Genomic DNA, 12,423 nt, shown 5'->3' on the forward strand with positions numbered 1-12,423 from the left:
ATAATTGTGCCTCCCTACTTACTCACACTGGGAAATTCCTAACTCTTTACAACCTGTCCCCAACCATAAGTTTTAACTTATGGAATTTATGGACATCTAGAGTGCTAAACTAGAGATGAACAAACTAGTCGAACTTAAACAATTCTGCCCAAGTAACTCAGTATTTTACTATTTCTCAGGCGTTGCCAGGTTGTTGCCAGTGCTGAAACAAGATTACATGGAAGTTTCCCAGGATCAGCCTATTCATTTTGAGGCTCCACTCCAACTGTTGCTCTTTGTTGATGGAAGACCCAAGTCTCGCCAACAAGTGCAACGAATATGCGCATACCTACAAGATCTCGAAGTAGACTATAGTTTTGATCTGCAAATCATTGATGTCGGACAGGAACCCTATTTAGCAGAACATTTCAGACTGGTTGCAACACCAGCTTTAGTCAAAATCCATCCAGAACCGCAACAAACTTTGGCTGGAAGTAATATCATTGCCCAATTACAAAATTGGTGGCCACGGTGGCAAACTGCCATAGATACATCCCTAGCTTTACAGAAAGACCTACACGAACTTCCAGAACCAGATATTTCTATGATTCATCCCCCATCTACTATACATTCTGTGGCCCTTTCTGCTGAGCTAATTAAGTTGTCAGACCAGATTTTTTACCTCAACCAGGAAAAAGCAAAACTTCAAGAACAGTTACAATTTAAGGAGCGTATCATAGCCATGCTAGCTCATGACCTTCGTAACCCTTTGACTGCTGCTGCCATAGCTATAGATACTCTTCAATCTAACTATAATCCAGATTTGGGTCAGTTTCAACGCCTAAAACCAAACATGACGGAAAATTTACTCAAACAGGCCCGTCATCAAACCCGGATTATTGATAGGATGATAGCCGATCTGTTGGAAATTGGACGCGAAAACGATAACGATTTTAACATAGCACCACAAAGGTTGGAATTGGGCAAACTCAGTTTTGAGGTACTAGAAGAATTACGAGATCGTTATGTTGGTAAGTCTCAAACAGTAGAGACCGATCTTCCGTGTGATCTGCCTTGTGTGTATGCAGACCCAGAAAGAATTCGTCAAGTTTTGATTAATCTCTTAGACAATGCCATTAAGTATACACCCAAAGAAGGGAAAATTAGTTTAGCAGGACTGCATCGGACAACACAAAAGGTACAATTTAGTATTGGTGATACGGGTCCTGGTATTCCCCATGAAAACCGAGATCACATTTTTGAAAATCATTTCCGTCTGGAACGAGATCAAGCAGCGGATGGTTATGGCATTGGTTTATCCCTATGTCAACGTATTATCCGCGCCCACTATGGTCAGATTTGGGTAGATTCTACCCCTAATGGTGGTGCTTGGTTTCATTTCACTTTACCAGTATATCCATCTTAATTCAGCTATTCTCAATCTTTCTAATCATTTCTTAACTATGCCACACCCATTAATGTATGAAGAGGAAAATTTTGTTGTTCTGGAAACTAACCAAGAAGAACAGTTTTTGACCAAGCTAGAATTGTTAGAAAAGTTGCAAAATACTTTAAGTCAAATGCCTATAGAACATATACCTTTAGATGTGAGAAAAATTGGATCCTTGGTAGAACAGGTGAACCATTTGATTGATACCACCTGCGAATTAGATTTGGGACCAGGGCGATATTTACAATGGTATGCTGTCAGATTAGAAAAGTAAAAGCGTCTTGATATCAGATTAATTAGAATGGTTTATAGTAATTAATTCCAATTCAATTTTATCTTCATTGGGCTGAGTGATTTTTACATGAACATTAGGTGCAAAATACTTAGTCATTTTCTCTTGTTTTTCCAACCATGTATCCAGAGGGATCAGGGGAGAGTCAAACTCTAGAATTAGACAATAAGCACCGTCAAGGGAAGTTTCTCGCAGACCAGTGACTACAGGGCGTTCTTCGTCCGTGGGATTTAAGCCTAGATAGTCAAGGGCCCTATCTAAATGGGCTTGTTGTCCGTAGCAAAATCTTGTAATATCTTTACGGATTTTATTTTGGGTAATAGTAGCTTGCTGCTTCCTGAGTTCCAATACCGACTCTGTGGTAGGTTCACTAAAGGGTATTGGTTGGAGTTCATTAGCTTTGAGTGCCAAACCACCTAATAACAGGGGAAATCCATAAAAAAACCCTACCAAATTCAAGGTCGCGTTATCCAACCCATAAGCTATAAAGCCCATAATGGTTAATATACTACCTACAGTTAAACCGAGTGTTCCCAAAGAGATTTTGCCGAACATGACTTTAGATGCTGACCATTTATTGATATTGGCAAGTATTCTACACTATCTGGGCACTATCTGGGATTTACCATATCTAGCTTTTTCAGGAAATCTGTAATAAGCTATAAATTTAACTAGTAGTATTTAAAAATAGGAGGAAAACTTATGGATCTGGAAACAATAAAGCAAAGAATCTCCCTAGTGCAAACCAAGCGCGAATACCTACTAGGTTTACTCGAACAGCCTAACTTGGGCACTCTTAGGGTTGATGTTAATCAAGCTTTAGAAGAGTTAGATGATCTCCTGGATGAGTTTAACCGTACCTTTTTGGATGAAAATACGAATTAAATTACCTACATAACGTAGAAATGGGGATACTATTTTTAGTTTATTTTAGCTTACTTGAACTTACTCTCAATTCTGTATAAGCGGCTTTGGGTAATTGTTTTGGCTCATGGACACAAGAATGGTTTGGGAGTTAGCTTCTGAACTGTTATCTTTGGGTGTTCTTTGAATGTAATTGCCATCGGGTTGTAAATCCCAAGCTTGACGATTATCTGCTAACATAATCCCGAGGATTTCTTGTAGATCTTTGGCAATTTCTTGGTCTCTAATTGGTGTAATAACCTCCACTCTCCGATCTAAATTGCGACGCATCCAGTCCGCACTCCCGATATATATTTCTTCCTGACCATTGTTGTGGAAGTAAAAAATGCGAGAATGTTCTAGAAATCGGCCAATAATGCTCATGATGCGAATATTATCACTAATGTCTTTCATTCCAGGTCTTAAACAGCATATACCTCTAACTATTAAGTCGATTTGCACCCCTGCACGGGAGGCGGTATATAGGGTGGCAATGATTTCAGGATCAACTAGCGCATTCATTTTGGCGACGATCCTTCCAGAGAATCCATTTTGTACGTTGGTAATTTCCCTGTGAATTAGTTCTAAAAAGCGGTTGCGCATATTCACCGGAGCAACTAATATCTCTCGATAGTTTTTTTGCAGAGAATAACCGGTTAAGAAGTTAAATACATCGGTCAGATCTGCACCCAGTTCTTCCCGACAACTAAACAATCCTAGGTCTGTGTATAGTCTGGCTGTTTTTGGGTTATAATTACCCGTGCCAATATGGACGTAACGACAGATTTTCTCTTTTTCTCTCCTGACTACTAGCACTATTTTACTATGGGTTTTCAAACCCGCTAATCCATAAACTACATGAACTCCAACTTTTTCTAATCGTCTGGCCCAGTAGATATTATTTTCTTCATCAAAACGGGCTTTTAACTCCACTAGAACTGACACTTGTTTACCATTTTCAGCCGCAGCAATTAAGGCATTTACTATGGGTGAATCCCCAGAAGTACGATACAATGTCATCTTAATCGCTAACACTTGAGGATCCCATGCTGCATGGGTAATAAATTGCTCTACTGTACCGGAAAATGATTGATAGGGATGATGGACTAATAAATCTTTTTCTCTAATTACAGAAAAGAAATCTTTTCCATCTTCTGTTTCTAAAACATCGGGATCTAAACAGGGTTCTTTTAACCGCTGTAACCGAGAAGGAATGACTGATTGACGTGGAGGATCTTTCAGTTCTGGCAATGGTAATCCCATAAAATACATTAGATCCCTCAAACCTAGTAAACCATTTACTTGGTAAACATCATTACCAGTCAATTCTAGGTCTTCTAATAACCGAGAACGTAAATTTTCCGGTGTTTGTGATTGAATTTCTAATCGAACCGGTGTCCCACCCATACGCCTTTTACGTAGTTCTTGTTCAATGGCTAGTAATAGGTCATCTGCTTCATCTTCTTCTAGTTCTAAGTCCGCATCTCGAGTTATCCGAAAAGGATGGCATTCTTGAATGTTCATCCCCGGAAATAATTGATCTAAATTATGGGCGATCGCCTGTTCTAAAGGTACACCAATCCAATGAATTGGTCTACCATTATGACTTGCTAGTTCGGAAGGTAAAGGGATAAATCTTGGTAGAACTTTCGGTACTTTCACCCGGGCAAAATATTCTTCTTCTGTCTCTGGATTTTTGACCACCACAGCCAAATTCAGGCTGAGATTAGAAATGTAAGGAAAGGGATGACTGGGATCCACTGCTAAGGGGGTGAGAACGGGAAATATTTGTTCTTTAAAATATTCATCCAGATACAACTTCTGTTGCTGATTCATATCTATATATTTGATAATATGAATACCTTGATTGGCTAACAAAGGTTGTAGTATTTCTTCAAACTGTTGGTTCTGTTTTGCCACTAATGGGTTTAATTGTAACCTGATATCATCTAGCTGTTGTTGTGGTGTGCGTCCATCAGGAGTGAGAAGGTCTACCTTTGCTTCTACTTGCTGTTTTAGTGCTGCAACACGCACCATAAAAAACTCATCCAGGTTAGAGCTGAAAATAGCTAGAAATTTGAGTCTCTCTAATAGTGGTGTGCGTTCATCGCATCCTTCATGTAGTACCCTGCTATTAAACTGTAACCAACTTAACTCTCTATTAATATAATATTCTGGGTCACTTAAATTAATTGGTTCGTCTAAACTGACAACTGGAAGATTGTTTTTTTTCAGCTTGGCCATAATTATTTATCACCTAGTAGATGTTGCTATTTCCTTGGTAGTTAATTAATCCAATTATAATGTTAAGCTTTGGTTAAGAAAAATTTAAGAACCCCTAATTATTTGTCTAAGTAGATGGGTGGAATTAAATATAAATTGTGCCTCCCTACTTAGTTAAGAGTCATTGTTAACTGCTTGTCATTATCCACTGTATATGTTTCAAGCTACTCGTCGTCGTCTTGCTCTTTGGTACACCGCTGTCACCGCTATTTTACTACTCTTGTTTGCCACTGGAGTGTATTGGTATGTCCGCAGCACATTAATCGAGAGAATTGATGATACTTTAAATCATGTGGTAGAGGTAGTAGAGCGTTCTTTAGTAATTCAAGACGTTAACTTGGAACCAAGTCAACTAAAATTAAGGCATCAAGGAGTTATAACACCTCAACAAGACACAATTAGTGTCAATATAGAAGCGAGCTTTCGCAATAATACGAGTACAAATGAAGACGATCATATTGATTTAGAATGGTTTACCCCTACCGGTGAGTTAAGGTGGTCGACCTTTTCCGAACCCTTACAAATTCCCATTCGTGGGAACACCAGTGAAACTGTGCGGGTGATGGGAGGATGGGGTAACTCAGAGCTATTACTGCGACAGGTGACCCATCGAGTGGAAATAGGAAGACATGTTTTAGGCTATTTGAGGGTCAGTCACCCCTGGTTTGAAGTCACTAAACCAAGTCGAAAGTTGGTTGTAGATCTAGGTTTGGGTATAGGATTAATGGTGATTTCTGTGGGCGCTAGTGGTTGGTTTTTGTCTGGAAAAGCGATGGAACCTGTGGGTGATTCCTATCAACGGTTGAAACAGTTTACTGCTGATGCTTCCCATGAGTTAAGAAGTCCTATAGCTCTGATTCAAACCAATGTCCAAGTTGCATTAGCTGATTTGGAATCGGAAAATTCTTACACTGCTCATGACTGTGAACATAATTATTCCCATTATCGTCAACAACTGCAGTTAGTTGAAAGATTAACTCAGCGTTTAGGCAGGTTGGTCAACGATTTGTTGTTTCTTGCTAGACAAGATAGTGGTATGAGTCATAACTTATTTTCACCCTGTCCCATGGATGCTCTGTTAATGGAAGTGGTGGAAGAACAAGAACTTGTAGCTACAGAAAAACAAGTTTCCCTTAGTTTAATCCTTGTGGATCCTCCGTTGGAAACTGACCCCATATTACGGGAAAACTGGTTCACTCTCATGGGAAACTGGGATCAACTAGGTAGGTTGTGCACTAATTTGATTAGTAACGCCCTACAATATACTCCCAGGGAAGGAAAAGTGCAAGTAGAATTGGCACGAGTTTTGACAATGCCTGGTCCTTGCTTACAAATTAAAGTGATTGATACGGGAGTAGGTATTCCTAGGGAATCCTTACCAAAACTATTCGATAGATTTTATCGCGTGGATCCAGCTCGCTCCCAACGAGACGCTACCACCGGATCGGGTTTAGGTTTAGCTATTGTCCATACCATTGTAGAACAACATCAAGGGGAAATTAAGGTTCACAGTATTCCTGGTCAGGGGACCACTTTTGTTGTTCATTTACCTCTGGGTAGTTAATTTTACTAATTTTTTTATTAATTTCTCCCATTTTCTAAGTAAATATCTCGAATATCAGGGTCCAATTTTTCTTCTAACATCTGGTAGCTCTGTTGTAATAAATCACTTACCTGTACTATGGAAATATTTTCTCCCTCTGCTTGTAAATAAGCAGCAATTCGGGTCTCACTCCAATGGAAGGTTTGCGCCATTAGCAAAACCACCCGTAGAACAGGTGGTAGTTTATCTAGTGCTTGCTGTAAATAGCACCAAAGCGGAGGTGAGGTTTCTTTTATAGAGTAGTGAATTGCTTCTGCTGGTGGTACACTGATTCGATTAATACAAAAGGCTGTCATGTTAATTAACCAGTTTTGCAAGCTTAATGTTTCTTTCTCGGTTATTGGTTGCTCCAGAGAAAGTTCTCTCATTTCATAGTATATCTGTTGCCAGGTCAGGGCAAATAAATAGTCTGCTTGAACGGGAGATTTCGCTGAGTGTTGAATCAGGGTGTAAACTATGGGATGATAACGAGCAAATATGGCTGTGAAATATCGACCACTATCCGGATAGCGCTGAAACAGATCCAGCAGTTCTTGATCGGTTTGCTCAAATAGGGATTTCACCAAGGGGTGATTGGTTTCGGGAAAGGAGGGAATTTGCACGGGGGTTTAAATGTCAGCTAAAGTTGGTTAGAGTATAAACTAGTAAGGAGATAGCGATATGCTAGTCTTTAGCAACAATACTAAAAACCTATTCACTATACAATCTAGATTTATTCATGGTTATAGTAGCTAATGTGATACCTTTTTTGCATATTCCAGTGACAATTGCCTCTTTTTTCCCCTCCCTACCCTTGGATAGTCTGTTTTCCACCCAGGGGATTATGATTATGCTATTGGCAGCTTATGCTGGTGCCATGTGGATGTTTCTCACCAGCGCCCCCAAGGTCTATACTGTAATGGTATCGGATTTAGAAATTGCCCGACAACTCTATGAAGGTTTGTTGGATTTGCCCGCTGCGGAAGTACCTCTACACTATTACTACAATTATGAACAAACTATAGGCGCTACAGCCATAGACCCGCTTTATATGTCTTCTGGCCCTAATTTCTCCCATAGGACTATTAGTAATGGCAATGATGGACTATGGTACCAGTTAAAGAAAAATACTCAACTACACGTTATTACTGGTGCAAGTTTAGGTAGTAAAAGTCAACAACGTCACGTTTGTTTTGACCGGGACTGTTTAGATTTAATTTTAATGCGGGTGGAAACTAGAGGGTTAAAGTTTAAGATTCGTAATCAAAGACCTTTGAACTTTTTGGTGAAAGATTACGAAGGAAGAATTATTGAAATGGCTGAGGTGACCAGTTAGATACAACATTTCAAATATTTAAAAAAAGTTGTTATGGGGTAAAAGACCTGTGATTGAGGCTGAGGTTCATTTGTCATTACATAATTTCCTGCGCTCCCAGGTGGGTTTTCCAACTTGGCCTCATCACTTAACGATGGCCAGGTTGGTAGCTAGGGCTTTTCGTTTGGGACGCAGTGCTTTAATTCAAGTTGGAGCTCTTTGTGGTTATCAAGGAAGATACCGAACAAGTTTTATTGCCTCAGCTTTAATGTGGCCTGGTCCAGTAATTATCGTAGCATTACCAGAAATTCAGCAAAGATTGGTCAAGATAGAAATACCTCTTCTTCAACAGTGGTTAGGAACAACGAAATCTATTAGAATAGGTGATGTTTGGCCCAATCCTTATTTTCAAGGGTTACTATTAACATCTCCTGAATCGTGGCTAAAAGAGCAGTTGAGTAATCAACACGTTGGTTTCCCCACCCATATTCCTACTATTATTGATGGTGTGGACGATTTAGAAGATTGGGTACGTAATCAGTTGACCCAAAACCTTGAACCCCAGGACTGGGATCAGCTCATGTGGGCTTGTCCCCAACAAGCGGATTTAATCCGGGAAGTGAGGGTAAAATTAACTCATGAATTGTTTCAGCATCCAGAAAATCCATACCACTGTTATCTAATTTGCCAACGGGAAATTGAAATTTTACAAACTCTGTTTTCCTCTTTAAATCCTGACCATCTCCCAGCTATATGGCGTAGTTTTCAGGCATGTTTCTACAACGCTATTAACAATTCCGTGGCACCTGTCGGTCTTACTTCTTCCCTTTTTTGGGCCACTGTTGCTCGTCGTCAAGGTCTATTTTATTTACATTGTGCACCCGTAGAATTAGCGACAAAATTGGCACCTATTTGGGAACGACAACCGGTGGTGTTAATTGGTAGTGCTTTGGAACCAGAAACGGAAGCACCCCTATTTCGTCAACGATTGGGTTTAGTAGATATAACTTGTTTGAAGTTTTCCAGTGAAAATCATGGTGAAGCTATTCAAATTTATGTACCTCATAAGTTACCTTTGCCCAATACACCGGAATTTCAAGCTTCATTTATTCATCAGGTCCGCACCCTGATATGTTTGAGTGCCACGGCTTTGGGTCTAACTGTAGTGTTAGTCGGTGACGTACCTCTCAAAAGTAGAGTAGCAGCCATTTTAGCTGCTGACTTCGGTTCACGAGTTCAAGTGGAAAAAACTTGTTTGGATGATAATGGCATTCTGGTCAGTGGTTGGGAATTTTGGCGATCGCACCAGAGTGTTTTGCCCGCACCCCAGTTATTGATTATTGCCACTCTACCCCTACCATCCCTAGAGAACCCTTTAGTAGCTGGTAGGGTAGCTTATTACAAGCGATCGCACCAGGACTGGTTTAGACTGTACCTGCTACCTACTGCGCTGAGTGAGTTACAACGGGCCCTGGCTCCCGTGAGAGAAAGCCAGGGGATAGTAGCCTTATTGGATAGTCGTGTGGTCAATCGCAGTTATGGATCCCAGATTCTTGCTTGTCTTAGCCCCCGAGCACGCTTAGACTATCTTGATCCCAGTCTTTTTTCTTCCCATACTCCAGAAAACTATTGATGAATTTGAGAGAAAATAAGTACCCTAATAGCAAACCTTAAATATACTAGTAAGTGAAACGAAATCAAACCTGAGATTACCTGAAATCAATTATTTGTTATGGGTGAAGCAAAACGTCGGAAGAACAGCATGGGGGAGAACTATGGACAAGAAACCCCCATATTGCCATGGGTTCCCATTACTAAGTCTCAAGCGGAACTTTTTGTGAAAATAACCACTCGGGGAGCATGGATTGGTATTGGAACTATGGTAGCTATATGGGTGACTATCCGTTTTATCGGACCCGCTTTTGGCTGGTGGCAAGTAGTAGCTTAGGTTAATGAATATAATTTAGTTTAAGCTGGCTGGAAATATCCTAAGTAGGAGCTGTAGTTAATCCAGGGAAAAAAAGAGAAATTAGGATATGGTTAAGAAATAATGCTAAATCCTATCAAAATTGCCTATGAAGGTGTAATATCCAACTATTGCCAATTTGACTAACGGGAGATTTAGGTTAGGCTAAAGCTAATTCCCTAGCAGTCCAACCAGGAAGGAATAAGGCTAAATATTAAACATCTACTCAAAACTGTTAAAAACAGACTACAATACCAAGGGATAGGAAAATCTAAAGAAAATATAAAACATTCTCAAATGACCGTGGTGTCTGGAGGAAAAAATGTTTCTGAGACTAGCATACGAACATAGACAATTTGTGCAAGAGTTGGTGATGAACTTACAAGCTCTGGCCATGGTTCTAGAACGCAAAGGTTATCCAGCTTCTTGCTACACTTGTGGGGATCAAATGAACAGTGCTTCATTTATGGTGGGTTTAGGGAATAATCACCTGATCCGTTTTCTGGTGTCTGACTATGGGATTACCTGGACCGAAATGAGAGATGACCGGGAATTGATGAAGTTAGAAGGAGCGGAAGCAATCCAGCAATTACAAGAACTAGCTAATCTGGTTAAACACTCTATAGAACCTTGTACAAATCAGAAAGCTCTAATTAGGAAGTAAGGAAGTTATTTTGTATAGATGAGCAACACAACATCAGGTCAAGGAACTTTACCACCAGCAAGTGCAATTGACAAGTTAAAAAAGGATGAAGTTGATACCTGGTTTGACTATCCCATCAGAGTACAACCTCATCATACGGATTATGCAGGATTAGTTTGGCATGGTACCTACTTAACTTGGATGGAGGAGGCACGAGTGGAGTGTTTACGCTCCTTTGGTGTTGACTATGCTGATTTAGTAGCTTTGGGGTGTGATCTACCAGTTGTAGAACTGTGTATACGCTATCATAAGTCACTACAATTAGGGAATATGGCCTTGGTCAAAACCCGCATGTTAGAAGTAACTGGTGTGCGAATCAACTGGGACTATAAAATTGTCTCCCTTGATAATCAGGAGTTGTGTGTAACTGCTCAAGTAAGTTTAGTAGCGTTAGATCGAGAAAGGGGTAAAATTATGCGTCAGCTACCCGCCACATTCCAGGAGGTGATCGCTAAAATTGCGGCATCTTATAAGTAGTTATAAGTTTAAGAAGGTTAAGACATTTGCCTACACCATTCGGGTAGAACTGGTGTAGGGGTATGGAACACAGTTAGCGGAAAGAAATAAATTGTGGTTGTATACTAAAATTTTCAGTGGCTTTAATTACTTCTTGTCTAGCCCAGCTATCTGCTGCCAGGATATCCTCTAAAGAGGGATGAGACTGGTTCTGATTTTGATGGCGATCGCACACCAATTCAATAGAGCGAGCAATATCCAAATAGGCAATTTTTTCTTCTAAAAATAGTGCTACAGCTTGTTCATTAGCTGCATTTAAAACAGCGGGCATGGATCCACCTGCTCTACCAGCGGAATAAGCCAAACCCATACAAGGGTACTTGTGATGGTCAGGTTCACGAAAAGTCAGAGTTCCGCATTTGACTAAATCTAATCTTTGCCAATCGGTGTAAATTCTTTCTGGCCAAGACAAAGCATAAAGTAAAGGTAGGCGCATATCTGGCCAACCCAACTGAGCTAAAACAGAAGTATCTTGTAACTCAATTAAAGAATGAATAATACTTTGGGGATGAATAACAATTTCGATGTCATTGTAGTCCATGCCAAATAAATAATGGGCCTCAATAACTTCCAACCCCTTATTCATCAAAGTTGCTGAATCCACAGTAATTTTTTTACCCATAGACCAGTTAGGATGTTTAAGAGCATCTGCAACCTTAACTGTGGGTAATTGTTCCACCGGCCAATCTCTAAAAGCTCCCCCAGAAGCGGTCAACAAAATCTTTTTTAAACCAGCTGGGGGTACACCTTGTAAGCATTGAAAAATAGCGGAATGTTCCGAATCAGCAGGTAATAACTTGACCCCGTGTTTTTGTACTAGGGGTAAAACCACTGGGCCACCAGCAATTAAAGTTTCTTTATTTGCTAGAGCAATATCTTTACCTGCTTCAATAGCAGCGATAGTGGGGAGTAAACCCGCACAACCGACGATTCCAGTAACTACCGTTTGGGAATCACCATAACGAGCGACTTCCACCACACCTGCTTCCCCGGATAGTAAAATAGGTTGGGGGTAGATATCTTTGATAGCTTCCTCCAGCTCCTGTAACTTATCAGCACAGGAGATAGCAGCTATTTGGGGACGAAACTGGCGGATTTGCGCTGCAAATAACTCTACATTACGTCCAGCAGCAAGACCAACTATGCGAAACTTGTCTGGATGCTCAGAAACGATATCTAAGGTCTGAGTACCAATAGAACCAGTAGAACCTAGAAGAGTTATGGCTTTCACAATGATTGAACAATTTACGGATACTCCTAATTGTGACACCACTGGGGATCAAGATGGGGGGATTCTTAGTGATTTTGGGTAAATTCTATAGCTGTTTCGTCCCCATCCATGAATGCGGAGGCTTTCATCCTTTGGTTTTCGGTAATAAATTCTTTAGTATTTGGTAATATCTAATATGTTTTGTTTAATTCTCTTGTTTAAAT

At 40.2% G+C, this 12,423-nt stretch carries 13 protein-coding genes; 9 read left to right on the forward strand and 4 right to left on the reverse strand.

Features of this window, described 5'->3' with window-relative positions:
• The first annotated feature begins 199 nt into the window (after nucleotides 1-199).
• Together IAR63_RS15030 and IAR63_RS15035 are read left to right on the forward strand one after the other, a co-directional pair.
• Nucleotides 200-1,405: a histidine kinase gene (locus IAR63_RS15030; protein ID WP_187707490.1), complete on the forward strand. Its 1,206-nt coding sequence runs from the start codon at nucleotides 200-202 to the stop codon at nucleotides 1,403-1,405.
• A 37-nt stretch (nucleotides 1,406-1,442) separates the two neighbouring features.
• Nucleotides 1,443-1,703, forward strand: coding sequence for a CRR7 family NDH-1 assembly protein (locus IAR63_RS15035; protein WP_187705832.1), 261 nt, complete (start codon nucleotides 1,443-1,445; stop codon nucleotides 1,701-1,703).
• 18 nt (nucleotides 1,704-1,721) lie between these two features.
• Here the strand turns inward: IAR63_RS15035 and IAR63_RS15040 are convergent, their stop codons facing one another.
• Nucleotides 1,722-2,276, reverse strand: coding sequence for a DUF2854 domain-containing protein (locus IAR63_RS15040; protein WP_096547198.1), 555 nt, complete (start codon nucleotides 2,274-2,276; stop codon nucleotides 1,722-1,724).
• 147 nt (nucleotides 2,277-2,423) lie between these two features.
• Between IAR63_RS15040 and IAR63_RS15045 the strand changes: the two genes are divergently transcribed.
• Entirely contained in the window at nucleotides 2,424-2,606 is a 183-nt protein-coding gene (locus IAR63_RS15045; protein ID WP_187705833.1) for a hypothetical protein, read from the forward strand.
• A gap of 66 nt (nucleotides 2,607-2,672) precedes the next feature.
• On the opposite strand, the gene ppk1 is transcribed toward IAR63_RS15045, so the two are convergent.
• Nucleotides 2,673-4,868, reverse strand: coding sequence for a polyphosphate kinase 1 (gene ppk1 / locus IAR63_RS15050; protein ID WP_187705834.1), 2,196 nt, complete (start codon nucleotides 4,866-4,868; stop codon nucleotides 2,673-2,675).
• A 193-nt stretch (nucleotides 4,869-5,061) separates the two neighbouring features.
• Between ppk1 and IAR63_RS15055 the strand changes: the two genes are divergently transcribed.
• Complete coding sequence (locus IAR63_RS15055) at nucleotides 5,062-6,471, forward strand: sensor histidine kinase (RefSeq protein WP_187705835.1); 1,410 nt, start codon at nucleotides 5,062-5,064, stop codon at nucleotides 6,469-6,471.
• Between the two features lie 17 nt (nucleotides 6,472-6,488).
• Here the strand turns inward: IAR63_RS15055 and IAR63_RS15060 are convergent, their stop codons facing one another.
• A complete protein-coding gene (locus tag IAR63_RS15060) occupies nucleotides 6,489-7,112 on the reverse strand; it encodes an RNA polymerase sigma factor (protein ID WP_187705836.1) in 624 nt (207 codons plus the stop codon).
• A gap of 116 nt (nucleotides 7,113-7,228) precedes the next feature.
• Here IAR63_RS15060 and IAR63_RS15065 point away from each other — a divergent pair, with 116 nt between their 5' ends.
• The 5 genes from IAR63_RS15065 to IAR63_RS15085 all read left to right on the forward strand — a co-directional run bounded on the left by IAR63_RS15065 (nucleotide 7,229) and on the right by IAR63_RS15085 (nucleotide 10,950).
• Entirely contained in the window at nucleotides 7,229-7,825 is a 597-nt protein-coding gene (locus tag IAR63_RS15065) for a glyoxalase-like domain protein (protein WP_187705837.1), read from the forward strand.
• A gap of 49 nt (nucleotides 7,826-7,874) precedes the next feature.
• Nucleotides 7,875-9,437, forward strand: a complete 1,563-nt coding sequence (locus IAR63_RS15070; protein ID WP_187705838.1) for a helicase C-terminal domain-containing protein — start codon at nucleotides 7,875-7,877, stop codon at nucleotides 9,435-9,437.
• Between the two features lie 99 nt (nucleotides 9,438-9,536).
• Entirely contained in the window at nucleotides 9,537-9,752 is a 216-nt protein-coding gene (locus IAR63_RS15075; RefSeq protein WP_096547210.1) for a DUF2839 domain-containing protein, read from the forward strand.
• A 340-nt stretch (nucleotides 9,753-10,092) separates the two neighbouring features.
• Complete coding sequence (locus tag IAR63_RS15080; RefSeq protein ID WP_096547212.1) at nucleotides 10,093-10,434, forward strand: DUF1815 family protein; 342 nt, start codon at nucleotides 10,093-10,095, stop codon at nucleotides 10,432-10,434.
• Between the two features lie 18 nt (nucleotides 10,435-10,452).
• Nucleotides 10,453-10,950, forward strand: coding sequence for an acyl-CoA thioesterase (locus tag IAR63_RS15085; protein ID WP_187705839.1), 498 nt, complete (start codon nucleotides 10,453-10,455; stop codon nucleotides 10,948-10,950).
• A gap of 73 nt (nucleotides 10,951-11,023) precedes the next feature.
• On the opposite strand, the gene dxr is transcribed toward IAR63_RS15085, so the two are convergent.
• Nucleotides 11,024-12,220 carry a 1-deoxy-D-xylulose-5-phosphate reductoisomerase gene (dxr, locus tag IAR63_RS15090; RefSeq protein ID WP_187705840.1) on the reverse strand — a complete coding sequence of 399 codons (1,197 nt, stop codon included), beginning with the start codon at nucleotides 12,218-12,220 and terminating at the stop codon, nucleotides 11,024-11,026.
• Nucleotides 12,221-12,423: the final 203 nt, after the last annotated feature.

The organism is Cylindrospermopsis curvispora GIHE-G1, assembly GCF_014489415.1.
Classification (GTDB): Bacteria; Cyanobacteriota; Cyanobacteriia; order Cyanobacteriales; family Nostocaceae; genus Raphidiopsis; species Raphidiopsis curvispora_A.